At 41.7% G+C, this 17,821-nt stretch carries 21 protein-coding genes and 1 other annotated feature; of the genes, 2 read left to right on the top strand and 19 right to left on the bottom strand.

The annotated features are described in order from the left end of the window. Positions 1-62 precede the first annotated feature (62 nt). Complete coding sequence (locus tag SJY16_RS06735) at positions 63-455, top strand: TIGR04086 family membrane protein (protein ID WP_377888339.1); 393 nt, start codon at positions 63-65, stop codon at positions 453-455. A gap of 439 nt (positions 456-894) precedes the next feature. Here SJY16_RS06735 and yajC read toward each other — a convergent pair whose 3' ends face one another. The 11 genes from yajC to safA all read right to left on the bottom strand — a co-directional run bounded on the left by yajC (position 895) and on the right by safA (position 11,281). After that, complete coding sequence (gene yajC / locus SJY16_RS06730) at positions 895-1,158, bottom strand: preprotein translocase subunit YajC (RefSeq protein WP_377888338.1); 264 nt, start codon at positions 1,156-1,158, stop codon at positions 895-897. A gap of 39 nt (positions 1,159-1,197) precedes the next feature. Next, positions 1,198-2,340, bottom strand: coding sequence for a tRNA guanosine(34) transglycosylase Tgt (gene tgt, locus SJY16_RS06725; protein WP_377888337.1), 1,143 nt, complete (start codon positions 2,338-2,340; stop codon positions 1,198-1,200). Beyond that, positions 2,337-3,383 (bottom strand): tRNA preQ1(34) S-adenosylmethionine ribosyltransferase-isomerase QueA, encoded by a 1,047-nt coding sequence (gene queA, locus SJY16_RS06720; RefSeq protein ID WP_377892091.1) that lies wholly within the window; start codon positions 3,381-3,383, stop codon positions 2,337-2,339. The genes tgt and queA overlap by 4 nt, the downstream gene beginning before the upstream one ends. A 63-nt stretch (positions 3,384-3,446) precedes the next feature. Continuing rightward, positions 3,447-3,644: a DUF2905 domain-containing protein gene (locus SJY16_RS06715; RefSeq protein ID WP_377888336.1), complete on the bottom strand. Its 198-nt coding sequence runs from the start codon at positions 3,642-3,644 to the stop codon at positions 3,447-3,449. 2 nt (positions 3,645-3,646) lie between these two features. Next, positions 3,647-4,645 (bottom strand): Holliday junction branch migration DNA helicase RuvB, encoded by a 999-nt coding sequence (gene ruvB / locus SJY16_RS06710; RefSeq protein WP_377888335.1) that lies wholly within the window; start codon positions 4,643-4,645, stop codon positions 3,647-3,649. 12 nt (positions 4,646-4,657) lie between these two features. Next, positions 4,658-5,260: a Holliday junction branch migration protein RuvA gene (ruvA, locus tag SJY16_RS06705; protein WP_377888333.1), complete on the bottom strand. Its 603-nt coding sequence runs from the start codon at positions 5,258-5,260 to the stop codon at positions 4,658-4,660. Between the two features lie 555 nt (positions 5,261-5,815). Next, positions 5,816-6,361: a BofC C-terminal domain-containing protein gene (locus SJY16_RS06700; protein ID WP_377888332.1), complete on the bottom strand. Its 546-nt coding sequence runs from the start codon at positions 6,359-6,361 to the stop codon at positions 5,816-5,818. A 464-nt stretch (positions 6,362-6,825) separates the two neighbouring features. Next, on the bottom strand, positions 6,826-7,575 hold the full coding sequence (locus SJY16_RS06695; protein WP_377888331.1) for a YebC/PmpR family DNA-binding transcriptional regulator: 750 nt from the start codon (positions 7,573-7,575) through the stop codon (positions 6,826-6,828). A 113-nt stretch (positions 7,576-7,688) separates the two neighbouring features. Then, positions 7,689-8,315 carry a YhcN/YlaJ family sporulation lipoprotein gene (locus SJY16_RS06690; RefSeq protein ID WP_377888330.1) on the bottom strand — a complete coding sequence of 209 codons (627 nt, stop codon included), beginning with the start codon at positions 8,313-8,315 and terminating at the stop codon, positions 7,689-7,691. A 77-nt stretch (positions 8,316-8,392) separates the two neighbouring features. Further along, positions 8,393-9,193 carry a phosphotransferase gene (locus tag SJY16_RS06685; RefSeq protein ID WP_377888329.1) on the bottom strand — a complete coding sequence of 267 codons (801 nt, stop codon included), beginning with the start codon at positions 9,191-9,193 and terminating at the stop codon, positions 8,393-8,395. Between the two features lie 90 nt (positions 9,194-9,283). Next, positions 9,284-11,281 (bottom strand): SafA/ExsA family spore coat assembly protein, encoded by a 1,998-nt coding sequence (gene safA / locus SJY16_RS06680; RefSeq protein ID WP_377888327.1) that lies wholly within the window; start codon positions 11,279-11,281, stop codon positions 9,284-9,286. A 265-nt stretch (positions 11,282-11,546) separates the two neighbouring features. Here safA and SJY16_RS06675 point away from each other — a divergent pair, with 265 nt between their 5' ends. Continuing rightward, entirely contained in the window at positions 11,547-12,086 is a 540-nt protein-coding gene (locus tag SJY16_RS06675; protein WP_377888326.1) for a transcription repressor NadR, read from the top strand. 33 nt (positions 12,087-12,119) lie between these two features. Here the strand turns inward: SJY16_RS06675 and pheA are convergent, their stop codons facing one another. From pheA to SJY16_RS06635, 8 genes are all read right to left on the bottom strand, one after another. Continuing rightward, positions 12,120-12,983, bottom strand: coding sequence for a prephenate dehydratase (gene pheA / locus SJY16_RS06670; protein WP_377888325.1), 864 nt, complete (start codon positions 12,981-12,983; stop codon positions 12,120-12,122). 9 nt (positions 12,984-12,992) lie between these two features. Next, the gene (locus SJY16_RS06665) at positions 12,993-13,442 is read right to left on the bottom strand and encodes an ACT domain-containing protein (RefSeq protein ID WP_224878594.1); all 450 of its coding nucleotides are present in this window, start codon (positions 13,440-13,442) and stop codon (positions 12,993-12,995) included. Positions 13,443-13,519: 77 nt separating this feature from the next. After that, positions 13,520-14,803 (bottom strand): GTPase ObgE, encoded by a 1,284-nt coding sequence (gene obgE / locus SJY16_RS06660; RefSeq protein ID WP_377888324.1) that lies wholly within the window; start codon positions 14,801-14,803, stop codon positions 13,520-13,522. A 9-nt stretch (positions 14,804-14,812) separates the two neighbouring features. Then, positions 14,813-15,346 carry a Spo0B C-terminal domain-containing protein gene (locus SJY16_RS06655; RefSeq protein WP_377888323.1) on the bottom strand — a complete coding sequence of 178 codons (534 nt, stop codon included), beginning with the start codon at positions 15,344-15,346 and terminating at the stop codon, positions 14,813-14,815. Between the two features lie 181 nt (positions 15,347-15,527). Further along, complete coding sequence (gene rpmA, locus SJY16_RS06650; protein WP_377888322.1) at positions 15,528-15,818, bottom strand: 50S ribosomal protein L27; 291 nt, start codon at positions 15,816-15,818, stop codon at positions 15,528-15,530. Between the two features lie 13 nt (positions 15,819-15,831). Beyond that, the gene (locus tag SJY16_RS06645; RefSeq protein ID WP_377888321.1) at positions 15,832-16,164 is read right to left on the bottom strand and encodes a ribosomal-processing cysteine protease Prp; all 333 of its coding nucleotides are present in this window, start codon (positions 16,162-16,164) and stop codon (positions 15,832-15,834) included. Positions 16,165-16,175: 11 nt separating this feature from the next. Further along, on the bottom strand, positions 16,176-16,484 hold the full coding sequence (gene rplU / locus SJY16_RS06640) for a 50S ribosomal protein L21 (RefSeq protein WP_377888320.1): 309 nt from the start codon (positions 16,482-16,484) through the stop codon (positions 16,176-16,178). 12 nt (positions 16,485-16,496) lie between these two features. Next, positions 16,497-16,572: a sequence feature (ribosomal protein L21 leader region), on the bottom strand. 74 nt (positions 16,573-16,646) lie between these two features. After that, positions 16,647-17,804: a ribonuclease E/G gene (locus tag SJY16_RS06635; protein WP_377888318.1), complete on the bottom strand. Its 1,158-nt coding sequence runs from the start codon at positions 17,802-17,804 to the stop codon at positions 16,647-16,649. Positions 17,805-17,821: the final 17 nt, after the last annotated feature.

Here is a 17,821-nt window from a genome sequence, read left to right as displayed (position 1 = left end):
TTGACTTCTAAATGAAGAGAGTGTGAATAGAATGTACAAACCATTCATATAAAAGGGGGATTATGATGAGGTCAAAACATGCGTTCTCTGCTATGGGATCAGGTATGGTCACAATCGTAACGATTGTCCTCGCTACGAGCGTATTACTTTCTCTTATTCTTCGTTTTTCTTCTGTCTCTGAAAATGGAATTGCTCCAATTGTCATTACAACTACAGTAATTGCGTTTTTCATCGGTGGATTTATTTCGGGAGGAAAAGGTGGAGAACGGGGTTGGATGCTTGGTTTAGGTACCGCAATGATGTATATGGTTCTATTATTTCTTATTCAGTATTTAGGATATCGATCTACCATGGGCACAGAACAAATGATTTTTCATGCAGGATATCTCGGTGTCTGCACCCTCGGGGGCATCATTGGAGTGAACGTAAGAGGCGGGAGTCGAACCCAAAGCTAAAAAAATAGCGCCCTCATAGGGGCGCTCAGATTGTCGAGAAAGTCTTAAGGACCATCTGCACGGATATGGAGGTGATTTCCGCTCCAGGATGCTCACTTTCCACGGGGCGGGCGGTGAGCCTCCTCCCGTAGGTGTCGAGCATCCTTCCGCTCCAATCAACATTATTATGTATGATATGAAAACAAGACAAAAGCAAAGCGAATTAAATAAGGCTAGATAAATAAACCAGATGATTACCTAATAATAAGCGGTTGGAAAGTTCGCTATGATTCACCTGAATCTAGTAGGTGTGAATATCGCTTAACTCCCGTGATAAACGGACTTTCATCTACAGAAAAGCAACTGTTATTCAAACTTCAACGATATATGGATTACAATTATCAGGGCTTCTCTACAAAATGAAAAGAAGCGCCCTCATTGGGGCGCTTTTTTGATGATATTATTCAGTGATAGCCTCACGTACTGCTGCACGATCAAAAACCATCTTTGTTCCATCAGTTGTACGAACTGTAATCGTACCTTCATCCATCGCATCGATGATTCCATGCATACCACCGATCGTAATAACCTTTTGTCCTTTTTCAAGGCTCGCCTGCATCTCTCTAGTCTTCTTCTGACGCTTCTGTTGAGGACGAATCAAAAGGAAATAGAAAATCACAAACATTAAAATAAGCGGAATTAAATTTGTTAATGTTGAACCCAAACCATTTCACCCCTTTCTAGCAATGATCCTATCTATGGATTAAAAGTTTTTCGCACCAGGTAAATTAAATCCGTACTGTTCAAAAAACTCATCCTTAAAGTCAAGGAGACGATCATCCATAATCGCCTGCCTTACTTGCTTCATCAAGTTTAACAGAAAATATAGATTATGGTAAGTCGTTAATCGGAACCCAAACGTTTCATTCGCTTTTACAAGGTGGCGTATATAGGCTCGTGAATAGTTCCTACACACCTTACAATCACAATTCTCATCGATAGGGCGGAAATCACGCGCATACTTCGCATTACGAACAACAAGGCGTCCGTTGCTCGTCATCAATGTACCATTTCTGGCAATACGAGTAGGAAGCACACAATCGAACATATCGATACCTCGGATCGCTCCATCGATTAAGGAATCCGGAGAGCCCACACCCATGAGATAACGCGGCTTCTTACTTGGCAAATGAGGTGTCGTAAATTCAAGTACTCGATTCATTACATCTTTCGGTTCCCCTACTGATAATCCACCAATTGCGTATCCAGGAAAGTCGAGAGAAACTAAATCTTCTGCACTTTGCTTACGTAAATCTTCATATTCTCCACCTTGAACTATGCCAAATAATCCCTGAACATCTTTCCTTTGATGACCTGCAAGACATCTTTCTGCCCATCGGCTCGTCCGTTCTACAGAGCTTTTCATATATTCGAACTCAGCAGGATAAGGAGGGCACTCATCAAAAGCCATCATAATATCAGATCCAAGTGCGTTCTGGATCTCCATCGCACCTTCAGGAGAAAGAAAAAGTTTTTCTCCACTAAGGTGATTTCGGAAATGAACTCCCTTTTCTTCAATCTGCCTTAAGTCACTTAAGCTAAAAACTTGGAAGCCCCCAGAATCAGTAAGAATTGGTCCATCCCAGTTCATAAATTTATGAAGACCACCGGCTTCTTTTACAATATCATGGCCTGGACGTAACCAAAGGTGATAGGTATTACTAAGGATCACACCTGCTCCCATTTCTATTAACTCCTCAGGACTCATCGTTTTCACCGTCGCTAGCGTTCCTACCGGCATAAACATAGGAGTTTCAAACGTTCCGTGAGGAGTATGCAGTTTGCCTAATCGCGCACCACTTTGCTTACATGTTTTTATTAATTCATAACGAATTGGTTCCGTCATTCTTTCAAACTCCCTTCCAAAATCAACATGGCGTCACCGAAACTAAAGAAACGATACTGTTCTTCAACCGCTTCTTTATAGGCTGACAGTACAAACTGTCTTCCTGCGAGTGCGCTGACAAGCATGATCAAAGTGGATTGTGGCAGATGAAAGTTTGTGATTAAGCCATCGATCGCTTTGAATTCATAACCTGGATAAATAAAGATGTCTGTCCAACCAGAAGCTTCTACAAACTCCCCATTACTATTAGAAGCCACTGTTTCTAGCGTTCGTGTCGAAGTTGTACCAACTGAGATTACTCTTCCACCTTGTTCTTTCACACGATTTAATAAATCTGCAGTTCCTTTTGTGAGCTGATAAAATTCACCGTGCATTTCATGCTCATAAATATTATCCACTGAAACAGGACGGAAGGTACCTAAACCAACATGAAGCGTTAGAAAAGCAATATGAACGCCTTTCTCTTCAAGTCTTGTTAACATCTCTTCTGTAAAGTGTAGACCTGCAGTAGGTGCTGCAGCAGAACCACGGTGTTTCGCAAAGACAGTCTGGTATCGATCTTGATCGTCCAGTGTTTCCGTAATATATGGGGGTAATGGCATTTCACCAAGCTGATCGAGTACTTCATAAAAAACGCCCTCGTACCCGAATTCAAATACTCGTCCACCATGCTCAAGTGTTTCCACACATTCTGCGGTTAATCTGCCATCGCCAAACGTTAGCTTCGTTCCAGGCTTCACACGTTTCGCTGGCTTTACAAGCGTTTCCCACCGGTCGCCTTCTATTTGTTTCAGAAGAAGAACTTCGATCTTAGCTCCAGTTTCGTCCTTCATTCCATATAACCTTGCAGGCATTACCCTTGTATCATTCAGTACAAGGCAATCGCCCGGTTTAATATATTCTTCTAGATTTAGAAACTCACGATGTGACATCTTTTCATTTGCAGGATCAAGCACCATCAAACGTGACTTAGTACGTTCCTTTAATGGCGTTTGCGCTATAAGATGTTCCGGAAGTTCAAAATCAAAATCTTTAACGTCCATTTTTTCACCACTGTTCTTCAAGAATATCTTTTCCACCAACCGATCTTACCATAGCTTCTTCAATTATCGAAATTTACCTATGATAAAAAAAAGAAGCGACAGTAAGATACTTACAACAATAGAGGTGACAATCGGAAAGAAAAAGGTTGTGTTTCCCTTTTTTATTACGATGTCACCAGGCATTTTTCCTATGAATGACCAGAGCACTCCAATAACAAGGAAGAGAATCCCTAATGTAATGAAAAGCTTTGAGACTCCCATTGTTACTCTAGCTCCTTCATTCCAAAATGGTCATACACGCGGTGAGTTACCATTCGACCTCTAGGTGTTCGCTGTAAGAAACCAATTTGCAAGAGATATGGTTCATATACATCTTCAATCGTATGGCTTTCTTCACCAATCGTAGCAGCGATCGTATCGACACCAACTGGACCACCGCGGAACTTTTCAATTATAGCAAGAAGAAGCTTGTGATCGATATGATCGAGTCCTAGAGGATCTACCTGCATCATCTCTAATGCTTGAGTAGAAAGTGACAAGGAGATTATCCCGTCTCCTTTGACTTGAGCAAAATCTCGCACCCTCTTTAATAATCGATTCGCTATCCGAGGCGTTCCACGTGAACGTCTAGCGAGTTCAACAGCAGCTTCCACGTCCATTTCAACTTCAAAGATATCTGCAGTACGCATGATAATTGTTTGCAATTCATCTTCTTGATAGTATTCCAATCGACTAAGGACCCCGAATCGGTCACGAAGGGGTGCTGTTAAAAGTCCAGCTCTCGTCGTAGCTCCAACTAAAGTAAAAGGAGGAAGATCAAGACGTACCGAACGGGCAGTCTCTCCTTTTCCTATCACAATATCTAAGCAATAGTCCTCCATCGCAGGATAAAGTACTTCTTCAACACTTCTCGGTAAACGGTGTATTTCGTCAATAAATAGAACATCCCCAGGCTCAAGCGCTGTTAAAATGGCAGCAAGATCACCCGGACGCTCGATTGCTGGGCCAGAGGTTGTTCTAAGATTCACTTCCATTTCAGTCGCTATTATCGCAGAAAGAGTCGTCTTCCCTAGACCAGGGGGACCGTATAACAGAACGTGATCTAAAGGCTCCTGACGCATTTTTGCCGCCTGAATAAACACCTCAAGATTACGCTTCACCTTCTCCTGTCCTATGTACTGGCTCAATCGCTGTGGACGGAGGCTATATTCTACGGATGAGTCATCACCGACCTGCTCACCAGATAGAATGCGTTCTTCCAATCTAACCCCTCCTTAACGATTCAGCATAAGCTGAAGCGCTTTTTTGATATATTGATCTGTAGAAAGCACTTCTTTTTGAAGTCCAGGCTTAATTTTCTTAATCTCCCGTTCAGCATAACCAAGTGCTTTCAATGCCTCAATCGCTTCATCAAGTTCATGAGCACCATCTTCTTGTGTCTCTTCAACAGCAAATAATCCTTCTTCTGGAGCACCGAAACCTTTCAACTTTCCTTTAAGATCAAGAATAATCTGCCTTGCTGTTTTCTTACCAACACCCGGGAACTTCGTTAAGAACGTCTCATCCTCTAGCTCAATAGCACTAACAACTTTATCAGGTTCACCCGTCGCAAGAATTGCTAATGCACCCTTAGGCCCAATCCCAGAAACATTCAGCAACTTCTCAAACAAAAGACGCTCCTCACGCGTCGGAAATCCATATAAAGCAATCAAATCTTCCCTCACATAATGATGCGTATAAATCTGAACATCCTGATTGCGATACTTCTGGAAAGTAAAAGGATTCCCACAAAAAACTTTATACCCAATCGAATTTGATTCTATAACAATATATTCTGTATCAATATACTCAACAGTACCTTTAATATATTCTATCAAAAACTCTCTCTCCCCATTGCATACGAACATGCATTTCTATTCTTATATTTTATCATATAATAAGAAAAGCGAAAGAGGCCCGTTTAAATACGTAGGAAGTTGGAGGAATGTAGAATGAGACGCTTTATGTCTCAATCTACATTCCGAAACTGACGGAGTATTTGGCCTCTGTAGCCAGACACAAGAAAAGCGGAAACGAGCGTTTAGAAACGGAAATATTGAAACTCTTGAATAGGAACACGTTCTTTGTGTTCCTGTGAAAGAGTGAAATATTGGAGCTTCTGCGAGTTGTAGCTAGACATAAGAAAAGCGAAAGAGGGCGTTTAGGCATGAAAAGTGAAGAAGAGCGCTTAGAAACGGAGATATTGGAGCTCTTGAAATAGAACACGCTTTTTGTGTTCTGTTGAAAGAGTGAAATATCGGAGTTTCTGCGAGCAGCAACTAGACATCAGACAAGCGCTGGAACCTTTTCAAGGGAACACGTTCTTTGTGTTCAATTGAAAAGGTGAAGCGATCGAGAGCCTAACCTCCCCAATTTCAAATAAAAAACCCGCCCTATCGGACAGGTTTTGCAGCTTTTGCCTTATACAACGTATGAAGCATATCCTCAAAATTATACCATGACTCTACAGGAATGCCCTCTGCAAGCTCTTTAAGTCTAGAGCTTTCCACTTTACCAACATCGATTTGAAAAAATGTTTGTATCACTTTTTGGTCATCCGGTTTTCCTTCGAAAATGGTAAGAACCCCATCATCTGTAAGTCCAAAATGCCCATTCTCTTTCATAGCTGGGGAAATATCTTCGATTCTTCTCTCAAATACCATCTTACCTTGATCTTGAGTAAGTAACTGCCAATCTGAGTATTCACTCCAGAAGTCTTCCATCGACCAAACTGTTTTCTGAATCGACTGTTCTGTTGTAACACCATCAGCATAATTCGTTCTTAATATAACTTCAATAACCATAGGCCCATCCATATGGTAATGCGTTTCATCAAAATTTTGTTCACTCTGTGCGGTTTCAATTGCGAGCACGTGTGATGACGACATCACAAGCATAACCAGAATGAGAACTCCAAGAAAGCCGTATAGGTTTTTCACGATTTTTAGCACCTTTCTTCTAGATTGAAGAAGTCTGTTTTTTTTAGCGTGTCCAACCATGAAAATAATATGTAGAAAATAAATGGAGCTACAGGATGCTCGCTTTCCGCGGGGCGGGTGGTCCCGGAGGAGTCGAGCATCCTTCCGCTCCAATCAACATTGATATGTGGTTTTGAAAACAAGACAAAAGCAAATTATTACCTCTAGAGAAAGAAAGCAGATGACAACTTAAAAATAATCAGTCGGAAAGTTTGCTTGGATTAATTGCAACCTAGTAGGAGTGAATACCACTTGACTCCCGTGGTAAACTGGCGTTTGAGACTCGGAGTGGACGGCTTTTTGTCCGCTGTGAGGCTCGGACGTTCGTCCACAGGAAAGCAAGTGGTATTCAAACTCCTACGGCATAGGGAACACATTAATCAGGTTTTTCTACAAACTGGGAGCTACAGTAAACACTGTAGCTCTTAATGCTGTTCATAAACCTCATCGCTTATTTCAGCATTGTGATAAACTTCTTGAACATCATCATTATCTTCAAGCATATCGATCAGTTTTAACATATCTAATCCATCTTCTTCACTAAGAGGCGCATAAGTTTGAGGAATCATTGTTATTTCAGCTGAGGAATAAACAATATTCTTCTTCTCGAGCTCATCTTTCACTGCTTGAAATTCTTGTGCGTCTGTATAAATTTCAAACGAATCTTCATGGGTTTCCATTTCTTCTGCACCCGCATCAATAACTTCTAACATCAACTCATCGGCATCAGCATCATTTTCAGAACGATCGATCACAAACAAACCTCTTCGATCAAACAGAAACGATACACAACCATTTTCACCCATGTTCCCTTTATTTTTACTGAATGCATGGCGGATTTCTGCCGCTGTTCGATTCTTATTATCTGTTAGTAATTCGACCATAACCGCTGCACCACCTGGGCCATAGCCCTCATAAACAATCTCTTCATAATGAACGCCATCTAAATCGCCAGTTGCTTTCTTAATCGCTCGATCGATATTGTCATTTGGCATGTTTGAGGATTTCGCTTTATCAACAGCTAACCTCAACGCAGGATTGGTTTCAGGGTCGCCACCGCCTTGTTTGGCTGCAACAAAAATCTCTTTAGCAAGCTTCATGAAAACTTTGCCACGCTTTGCATCCTGAGCATTTTTTCTTCGCTGAATATTTTTCCACTTTGAATGTCCTGCCATCGTCAATATCCCCTTCCAACTAATTTCGTTCATATACTATAACACAAGAAAGAAAGAGGATAAAATAAAGCTGATCATGCAAAAAAGAACAGGGAAACCCTGTTCTTCAAACATTATTGATTATTCTCAAACGGTCGTTGTACTGCACTTGAAATATCGTTTAGAATGCCATTCACATCAGCTTGAACTTCTTCAAAGCCATCACCGCTTTCTAAGCGATTATCAATGCGGCCCATTCTTTTGAAGACATCTTTGTCAGTCGATATTGACACGTTCTTTTGTTTGGCAACCTTAGCTACTTCACTGCGCACTTGGTCTTTTACAGCATCTCGATTATCACTTTTCGTTTCTACACCGATCATAATCTGATCACCATATACAATTACTCGTGCATCTTCCACACTCTTTAGCTTCTTGATTCGCTTGGCAAGTCGCTGTGAGAGTTTGTTGTCGTACCCGGAGTAATTTTCATCTGAACGCATATATCCCGGACCATTCATTCCGTTACGCTTATCGATTTGTTTTTCATCTGGTGCTTTTACACCATTCGCATAATCTCTGTCGATCATGTCAGTGAATGCACCTTCACGGTAGTCTTTATTATTATCTTCACTCGTGTAATAACCGATTGGTCGAGTCGAATCATTATAACGTGTGTCCATTGCCTCGTTATCTGCTGTACACCCAATTAAACCTCCAGCGAGCATCAACGTTGAAAGTGTTAGTGCTTTTTTCTTCATTTAAAATACCTCCTTTCATTTATAGCATGTCAGGAGGCGTTCGAAATTAATCTGTTATGTCTTGGCAAGAAAGGGACTTACCCCAAGAGTCTTAACATAAATGGATACCTCTGTTCTTGTTGAAGATGCTCTTTCCGTAAGAGTTCCTCTCTTCCACTTGGATCAACAAGCCATTCACGATAAAAATCAGCTGGGTAAGCAAGCATCTTTACTAAGTAAGGAGTGTTTAAAATCGTTTGGATGACGGGGTTATTATATGTTGACCATTCTTTTAGCGACCACTTTGAATATGGAAGCATTCTATTCATGAGTTGTAAAAAGTCATATTCTTTTGGCGCGTAAGAGATTAGATCGCCATCGATCAATAATAATTGAGCTCGATTAAATACAAAGTTATGATGTGCAGGATCACCATGAACGATACATCGCTCTTCAACAGCCTTTGATTCCAAAAGAGCTAGCTTCTCATCCATTTCTTGTAGCACTTGTCGGCCAATAATGGTGTATTCCTTTATCATTTGATGATCGCGACATGGATGATCGACCAAACTTCGTTCAAACGTCATCAATCGGTTCATCCATTTATTTCTAAGAGAAACAATACGAATACGTTCCATTTTCAAGCCATATGCTTCTGCATGAAAATGACTAAGTTTTTCAACGGCTAGCCTTCTTTCTTCAAGTCGTGAGTAATCAAGACTCCTCCCATTTACTGCAACTAAACAAAACCAATATAGGCCTTCACTCTTTTTGATCCAATCACCATCTTCAAATGGTACAACTTTCACAAAAGACGATGAACACTTTTGTGAAAGGAGGATTTGCTTCATTACATCATGATGTTTAAGCGCACCTTTCACAAAAACAGTTTCTCCCATTCGCGTTCCACCATACCAGACACGTGGTTTTACGCACGTCAATGAATGAAAAAAGGACGTATCCCTTTCAGGATACGTGCCTGGCTTTGTTTATCGTGATTCTGCATAGCTACTTTCCATATCCATATAGTCCATCATAGGGGCCTTACTAGCTCCTTGAACCATATTCTGCGCATTTCCATAATAAGGGTTTGCGTATGGCATTTGCTGCTGATACGGTGAAACCTGGTTGGATCCGCAGCCGCAATCTTTCTGCTGATAAGGTGACACCATCGGCTGATTTGGATAAGGAGACATCATACCTGCAATGTTTTGATTCGGATATCCTCCTTGTGCTCCCATAACAGCTTCTGGATACTCTTCATTCGCTTTATTCGCAAATGGAGAATGTGCTCCAGCGACAGCTCCTGGGTATTGCTGATTTCCATATCCATTCATGCTCGCACCAGCTACAGAGTTTGGATACCCCTGGTTTCCTTGCCCCATTTGAGCTCCCGCAACTGATGATGGGAACCCTGGCATATTCGCATTCGGTCCTTGATGTGCTCCAGCTACGGAACCTGGATAGCCATTGTTTCCGTATGCGCCTCCTACTGAACCTGGATAACCATTGTTGCCATACCCAGTAGATGCTCCAGCGACATTGCTACTTTCCATTTCTCCTGAGTAATTCTCTTTATTACTGCCCATTTGCGCTCCAGCAACTGAGCCTGGATAACCGTTGTTGCCATAAGCACCAGCAAGTTGCTGGTTTGGTGAATAAGCTCCAGCTACAGAACCTGGATAACCCTGGTTCCCGTTACCCATTTCCGCGCCAGCTACTGGATAACCGTTATTACCAGCATGCGCTCCTCCAACAGAGCCTGGAAACCCATTGTTACCTTGATACGCCCCCGCTACGGAATTAGGGAAACCGTTATTTCCGTACCCATCATATGCTCCAGCAACATCTGAACCACTGCTTTCCATTTCATCTGAGTAGTTCCCTTTTTGAGCCCCAGCTACAGAACCTGGATAACCATGGTTCCCGTGATTCATATAAGCACCAGCTACAGAGCCTGGATAACCTTGATTTCCATGATTCATATACGCTCCGGCTACAGAATCCGGATAACCCTGATTTCCTTGTTGCGCTCCAGCTACGGAACCTGGATAACCCTGGTTTCCATGATTCATATACGCACCAGCTACAGAGCCTGGGTATCCCTGATTTCCTTGTTGCGCTCCAGCTACGGAACCTGGATAACCCTGGTTTCCATGATTCATATACGCACCAGCTACAGAGCCTGGATATCCCTGATTTCCTTGTTGCGCTCCAGCTACGGAACCTGGATAACCCTGGTTTCCGTTATTCATATACGCACCAGCTACAGAGCCTGGGTATCCCTGATTTCCTTGTTGTGCTCCAGCTACGGAACCTGGATAACCCTGGTTTCCGTTATTCATATACGCACCAGCTACAGAGCCTGGGTATCCCTGATTTCCTTGTTGTGCTCCAGCTACGGAACCTGGATAACCAAAGTTTCCGTTACCCATTTGTGCACCTGCTACATTGCCATGATTAGCATTTGGAGGCGCAGGCATCCCCATTCCAGAAGATGATTCGAATTCGCTCAAAACTTCATCATCACTCATTGGATAAAATAACTTCTCTGCTTTTGCTTTATCGCCCTTTGTGTTCGATTTCTTTTCAGGCTTAGCTGCCGGTTTTTTCGCTTCTGGTTTCTTTGCTTCCGGTTTTTTCATTTCTGGCTTTACTTGTTTAGGCTTTTCTTTCTCAGGCATGATATTCATATTAAGGCCCATATTCACTTCATTCTTAATCGGCATGTTAAAAGATGGCTTCTCCATAGGTTTCACCTGCTGTTTCGGCGTTTCCTTTTTCTTGAACATTTCTTTCTTTTTCATCTGCATTTCTTTCTTTTTAACAGGAACTGTTCCTGAAGGTATTTTGATCTTCATACCAGGCATAATCATATCAGGATTGTTTAACTGCGTATTCACTGCTTTAAGCTCTTCAAAATTTACGCCGTATTTCTTAGCGATTTTCCATAACGTATCGCCTTTTTGAACGACATGTATTTTCAAACTGAAAACTCCCTCCTGTACAAATTCAGTACATTGAAATTCAGTACAGTGTATGCGCTAATGGGCAGATTGCTACCTTTTTTTTAGGCATTGGTCATGACATAAATATGCCGAGAGGGCTTTTCCTATGTATGTCGGAGGGAATATGGAGCTACTTTCGTCCTTACATTTAGTTTACGATCATAAATTCATCTTATTTTCTTATACAAGTTCTTGAGGAAGGAAGCTATAATAGAGAAGGATTAGATGGAAAGGGTGATTCGCATTGCCAAAAGATGGAGAGAAAATATTAGGAGAAAGTAGACGTTCACTTATTAAGAAATGGTTACAAGAGGCGGACCGCCCACTTACAGGGAGCGATTTATCTCAGAAAACAAATGTAAGTCGTCAAGTAATCGTTCAAGATATTTCCCTTCTAAAAGCTCGAAACGAGCCGATCATTGCTACATCACAAGGATACGTGTTGTTTGAAAACACTCAAAAAAAACAACTTATTAAGCGTATCGTGGCTTGTAAACATACTCATGAAGAAACGAAGGAAGAACTATATACGATTGTAGATCATGGAGGGACAGTGACTGATGTTACTGTTGAGCATCCATTATATGGGGACATTCACGCTTCGCTGTTTGTGAGCAATCGACTAGAGGCGGATCAATTCTTGGCAAGGCTATCTGCAACAAAGGCATCTTTATTGTCTGAACTTACGTCTGGTGTTCACCTTCATACAATTGAAGCTAACTCAGAAACTCAGGTTGATGCAGTCTGTAACGCATTGCGCAATAAGGGATTTCTTTTAGAATAAATAGAAGGCAAGAGGGGATGCCCTCTTGCCTTCTTATTTTCCATTCACAACGAAACATGGATATTCTCCAAGTACAGAGATTCCAATACCTAGAGCTTGTATTTCTTCTTTAACGCCCTTCAACAAAATTTCATTGTTAGGCTTCTCTACATCAATAATAAAGAAATAATTACCGAGACCTGTTTTCATAGGACGTGATTCTATTTTGGTTAAATTCAAGTTCCTCCATGCAAATGCAGAAAGCACCTGATGAAGCGCACCAGGGTAATCAGACGGAAGAATGATTTTATAGGTTACACGATCTTCTCTGAAAAGATTCGTTCGTGGCAATGGTTCAGGTGTTTTATGTACAACCAAAAAGCGAGTGTCATTTTCCTCTGTGTCATGAATATTAGAGCGTGCAATCTTTAACCCATACTTTTCTGCAGCGAGCTCATTTCCAATTGCTCCTTCACTCATATCCCCTGACTTCTTTACGAACTCCGCCGCTGCACTTGTTGAAGCAGCATTTTTTAATTCGACGCCAGGCAGCTCACTTTGAAGATACTGATGACACTGTGCAATGGCATGAGGGTGGGATTGAACAGTTTTGATCTCACCCAAATCTTCTAGCTCTGGTAGTACGAGTAAATGTTGACGAATCGGTAAAACAAGCTCGCCAACAATCGGAAGTGATACTTGTTGAGATAGTAGGTCGAGAGTCATATTTACAGAACCTTCGATCGTATTTTCCAAAGGGACGACCCCGTAATCGATTTCTCCATCTTCAACTGCTGCAAGACACGTTCTAATCGTCGGAAACGGTATTCTTTCATCTTCTTGAAACAACGTTTTTGCAGCTATTTCAGTAAAAGTCCCCTCAGGACCCAAAAATCCAATTTTCGAATGAGTTTTCATGTCTTCCCCCTATGCTCCTGATCCAATAATTTCTGCATTACTTACGGCTTCTATCTGCTTGATTCTATCGATTAAACTATTCAATTGCAAATTTGATTCTCCAATTTCCATTGTCAAAATAACGGTCGCATATCCTTGAAGAGGAATCGTCTGGTTGATGGTAAGGATATTACAACCTAGTGACGCAACGGTGCTTAGCACATTCGATAGAGCTCCAGAGCGGTCTTCTAAATGAATTGAGAGCGTGAAGATCTGTTCGATGATCATTGTATGAAATGGAAGAATAGTATCTCGATACTTATAAAAAGCACTTCGACTCACTCCCACTTGATCAATAGCTTCTCGAACCGAATCTGCTGCACCACTTTCAAGCAATAGCTTTGCTTTAAGTGTTTTTAGCATAGAATCTGATAGAACATCTTCACGTACTAAGAAAAAATTTTTTTCATCTTTACTCATTAATTTTCTCACCTCTCTCCTCAATCATGAGTAGATTTGCAAAAAAGACCGCCCGTATGGACAGTCTTCTGCTTAGATCAATCTACAAACTCAAATTCAAACTCAAGGATCCTAACAGCGTCTCCATCTTCAGCTCCCCGTTCGCGTAAAGCCTCATCAATGCCTAGGCTGCGCATTTGCTGGGCGAATCTGCGAACGTTGTCTTCACGATCAAAGTCTGTCATCTTGAAGAGTCGTTCGATACGTGGGCCGTTCACGACAAATGTACCATCGTCTTCACGCGTAACATAAAACTCAGGTGCTTCTTTCTCGTGACGGTAGACGACTCTGCTTTCTTCTTCCTTCTCTTCATCGAGTGGGAATTCTGGAGTCGTTTCCAACTTATCTGCAATTTCAAACAGAACTTCTTGAATACCCTGTCTTGTAACTGCTGAGATCGGATAGATCGGATAGTCTTCTTGAAGCTTTTCCTTAAAGATTTTAAGGTTTTCCTCAGAATCCGGAAGGTCCATTTTGTTAGCTACGATGATTTGAGGACGTTCCATAAGACGCATCTTATACTGTTTTAATTCCTCATTGATCTTTTCATAATCCTCAAATGGATCTCTACCTTCCATACCTGACATATCGACTACATGCACAATAACGCGGGTACGTTCGATGTGTCTTAGGAACTGATGACCTAATCCAACACCTTCATGGGCACCTTCGATAAGTCCCGGAAGGTCTGCCATCACAAAACTACGACCATCTTTCGTATCGACAACCCCAAGGTTTGGAGCGATCGTAGTAAAATGGTAAGCTGCGATTTTCGGCTTTGCTGCAGATACAACAGATAACAATGTCGATTTACCTACGCTTGGGAAACCAACGAGGCCAACATCTGCTAATACCTTCAACTCAAGAGTTACTTCTCTTTCCTCGCCAGGCTCTCCATTTTCAGATAGCTCTGGAGCAGGGTTTGATGGAGAAGCGAACCTTGTGTTCCCTCTTCCTCCACGGCCACCTCTTGCAATCGTTGCACGTTGCCCATGCTCAGTTAAGTCAGCAATCGCTTCACCTGTGTCTGCATAGGAAACAATCGTTCCAGGTGGAACTTTAACAACCATATCTTCAGCACCACGGCCATGCTGGTTCTTAGAACGACCATGTTCGCCAGTCTTAGCTTTAAAGTGACGGTTATAACGGAAATCCATTAGAGTACGGAGACCTTCCTCTACCTCGAAAATGACGCTTGCGCCCTTTCCTCCATCTCCTCCGGCAGGTCCACCGTCGGGTACATATTTCTCTCTACGAAAAGCTACCATGCCGTTTCCGCCATCGCCTGCTTTTACAAATATTTTGACCTGATCTACAAACATTCTCTCACCTCATTTAATCAAAAACGTGCTTACAACCTCATCTTCTGAGTGTTCAAATCGAGTCAGATGAGCACTGTTTATCTCAACATTCTCGAACTCAGTTTTGAGCTTGTGTGAATTAGAATACTCACCTTGAAAATCGAAAACTAGATGAATTTCTTCATGATACAGTTGAAGCGTCAACAGTAAGTGATGATCTGCAGGATAGGATACCTGTGCTTCAATCGCTTCTGTACACCGAGCAACTAACTCAATCAGCTCTGCTTCATAGTTAGAAATATCGTATTCATCTCCAATAACTTCAAAATCCAACTGAAATAAATGGTTACACCAATTAAACGTTAATATATATTCTGTAAGTTTTGGAGCATTTAAATTCGACAATTTTGCTTCTTGTCTTGACTGGATAATAATCTCTTCGATAATTTCCTTAGCTCGGTCTATGTGATCGAGGGCCAGGTTCCCTTTGATTAACTGCAGACGATTCAACCAATCATGACGAGAATGGCGCAGAACTTCAAAGGTATTCCAATTTTTAGACATATTTGCACTCCCAATACTCTAACCATTTCCTTCATTATAACAATAATTTCATCGTCGTATATTGCCTTAAAGGAAAACGATTCCTAGTTGTTTTTCATCGTGCATCGTCACTCGACTGTTTCATTAATAGTCAATCGTATCAAAAAACTCTAACCGAACGGTTAGAGTTTTTCGTAGCTGCTTACGCTTCTTTCGCAACTGGATATACACTTACTTGTTTACGGTCACGTCCAAGGCGCTCATACTTAACAACGCCGTCGATTTTCGCGTATAGAGTGTCGTCTCCACCGCGGCCAACGTTTGTACCAGGATAAATCTTAGTTCCACGCTGACGGAAAAGGATAGAGCCACCGGATACGATTTGACCATCTGCGCTCTTAGCTCCAAGACGCTTGGAGATTGAGTCACGACCGTTCTTCGTACTACCTACACCTTTTTTAGATGCGAAAAACTGAAGGTTCATTTTCAACATAATGTCCCACCTCCTATGTGTGAGTGATTTGAATATGATTACCGTATTCTTCGGCAATTGAGGATATGGAGACTTCCATTCCTCGAAGAAGAAGTTGAACATTCTCATCCGTACGCTGCTCTAAACGAGCAGGAACAGTACAGCTGAGGAAGCCCCCTTCATCTTCCATGTCAATTATGAGATCTACATCGCAAAGGGATTCTATTGCATTAACTGCCCCAAACGTAACAGCAGAAACACCCGCACACACAATATCATAACCATGTGGCCCAGCATCTGCATGTCCTGAAAGGGAGAATGAAATAATCCTGTCATGTGAATCGCGTTTCACTTTGAAACGTATCATGTCAGTAACCCTTATGCGTTGATTTTATCAATGACTACTTTTGTGTAAGGCTGACGATGGCCTTGCTTACGACGGTAATTTTTCTTTGGCTTATATTTATAAACCGTGATTTTCTTACCTTTACCATGCTTGTCAACTTTACCAGTTACAGTTGCGCCTTCTACCATAGGAGAACCAACTTTAACGTCATCTCCACCTACCATTAGCACACGGTCAAAAGTAACAGTTTCACCTGCTTCTGTGTTAAGAAGCTCAATGTATACTTCCTGACCTTCAGTAACTTTGATTTGTTTACCACCAGTTTCAATAATTGCGTACATACGTGCACCTCCTCTAATACTCAGACTCGCCATTACAGGTGCTAGATCACTAGCTTAAAAACCTGATCCTGAGCGGTTGTAGCTCTTTGGGTGCTTCCAAACGAACTAACCACTAAATCATACCATAGCTAAAAATACCGTGTCAATGCGATTATTTTTCTCTTATTCGAACTCAATAGTCAGCTTATGTAAAGGCAAACCTTGCTTTTTCCTTTGAAGTTCAATCAAGCCAAAATGTGTAAAGCCCCCTACGATGATTCTAGGATCTTCTGAAACAGTCTCTTTAATATATTGAAGCAACCTGGACTTTTCGCTCTCTGATAGTGCAAGAAAGTCAATCATGATCGTACCAGCCAGGTTTCTTAAATTCACCTGTTCGACTATTTTCATGACAGCTGCTTCGTTCACTTTTTTGTGCGTTTCTTCAATTGAACCAAAATCCGCCCCACCACTGTCGATATCAATTGCAGTTAGAGCACGAGTCGACTCAATATGGATATAAGCTTTTCCAACCTTTACAGTTGGTTGGCTAAGTTCGACTAACTTTTCCTCTAGTTGTCGCAACCTTCGATGATTTCCCTCGACCTGAATAAGGTTTGGATTGATTGATCGCTGTTCCAATTCTTCTGCAACTAAAGAAGAGTTCGTAATTACCTTTTCCATACGATCGATTGGAAATGACTTATTCACTACTTCAAAAAAATCATTAGACGTAACGATCGTTGCCGGTGGTCGTAAATTCTTCATCTTATCTTGGATGCTTGTCCACACTTTTCTGTGGGCCGTTAACTCCTCAATCAGCTGTTTATTGGTCGCTTCTCTAGCTTTAGATCGAAAGATGAGGCCTTCGTTTCCAATACAGTATTCCTTCGCAAACGTTAAGAATTCCTCGCGCTTCGAAATAGCTTTAGCGACCGCGGAATATCCTGCATAGGGCATATAAACGAGAGTCTCACCAGGGAGATGAACAAGTTCCGTGACAAGTGGTCCTTTGCGATCATACCCTTCATGCTTTACTTGAACAAGGATAGCCTGCCCTTCCTCAATAAGCTCAGAAACAGCCGGAGGTGTCTCTCCGGCTGTTTTTCGCTTTTGTGCCTTAATCGTATCCGCGCCATTCAACAAACCTGGCTTACCACTGCCTAGAGAAATGAAAGCTGCGTTCTTTCCATTAACTACTTTATTAACAACACCAAGAATCACATCACCTTGGAGCGGCTTTTTACGATTCCGATCTTCAACCCACAGATTGGTAAAGGTTCTATCCTTTTGTATAGCGAGTACTCGCACCCCTTTTTTCTCTAGAACAATTAACTGCATGTCGTTTTGCACCCTTT

The organism is Alkalihalobacillus sp. R86527 (genome assembly GCF_042466185.1).
Taxonomy (GTDB): Bacteria; Bacillota; Bacilli; order Bacillales; family Guptibacillaceae; genus Guptibacillus.
This window is presented reverse-complemented; position numbering and strand designations above follow the sequence as displayed.

Bases quoted from the DNA above. Each gene is read 5' to 3' on its own strand.
- SJY16_RS06735 (WP_377888339.1), top strand. From the start codon at position 63: ATGATGAGGTCAAAACATGCGTTCTCTGCTATGGGATCAGGTATGGTC.
- rpmA (WP_377888322.1), bottom strand. From the start codon at position 15,818: ATGTTGAAAATGAACCTTCAGTTTTTCGCATCTAAAAAAGGTGTAGGT.
- SJY16_RS06695 (WP_377888331.1), bottom strand. From the start codon at position 7,575: ATGGCAGGACATTCAAAGTGGAAAAATATTCAGCGAAGAAAAAATGCT.
- SJY16_RS06635 (WP_377888318.1), bottom strand. From the start codon at position 17,804: ATGCAGTTAATTGTTCTAGAGAAAAAAGGGGTGCGAGTACTCGCTATA.
- SJY16_RS06645 (WP_377888321.1), bottom strand. From the start codon at position 16,164: ATGATACGTTTCAAAGTGAAACGCGATTCACATGACAGGATTATTTCA.
- pheA (WP_377888325.1), bottom strand. From the start codon at position 12,983: ATGAAAACTCATTCGAAAATTGGATTTTTGGGTCCTGAGGGGACTTTT.
- tgt (WP_377888337.1), bottom strand. From the start codon at position 2,340: ATGACGGAACCAATTCGTTATGAATTAATAAAAACATGTAAGCAAAGT.
- obgE (WP_377888324.1), bottom strand. From the start codon at position 14,803: ATGTTTGTAGATCAGGTCAAAATATTTGTAAAAGCAGGCGATGGCGGA.
- SJY16_RS06690 (WP_377888330.1), bottom strand. From the start codon at position 8,315: ATGAAGAAAAAAGCACTAACACTTTCAACGTTGATGCTCGCTGGAGGT.
- queA (WP_377892091.1), bottom strand. From the start codon at position 3,383: ATGGACGTTAAAGATTTTGATTTTGAACTTCCGGAACATCTTATAGCG.
- SJY16_RS06665 (WP_224878594.1), bottom strand. From the start codon at position 13,442: ATGAGTAAAGATGAAAAAAATTTTTTCTTAGTACGTGAAGATGTTCTA.
- rplU (WP_377888320.1), bottom strand. From the start codon at position 16,484: ATGTACGCAATTATTGAAACTGGTGGTAAACAAATCAAAGTTACTGAA.
- SJY16_RS06655 (WP_377888323.1), bottom strand. From the start codon at position 15,346: ATGTCTAAAAATTGGAATACCTTTGAAGTTCTGCGCCATTCTCGTCAT.
- SJY16_RS06685 (WP_377888329.1), bottom strand. From the start codon at position 9,193: ATGGGAGAAACTGTTTTTGTGAAAGGTGCGCTTAAACATCATGATGTA.
- SJY16_RS06715 (WP_377888336.1), bottom strand. From the start codon at position 3,644: ATGGGAGTCTCAAAGCTTTTCATTACATTAGGGATTCTCTTCCTTGTT.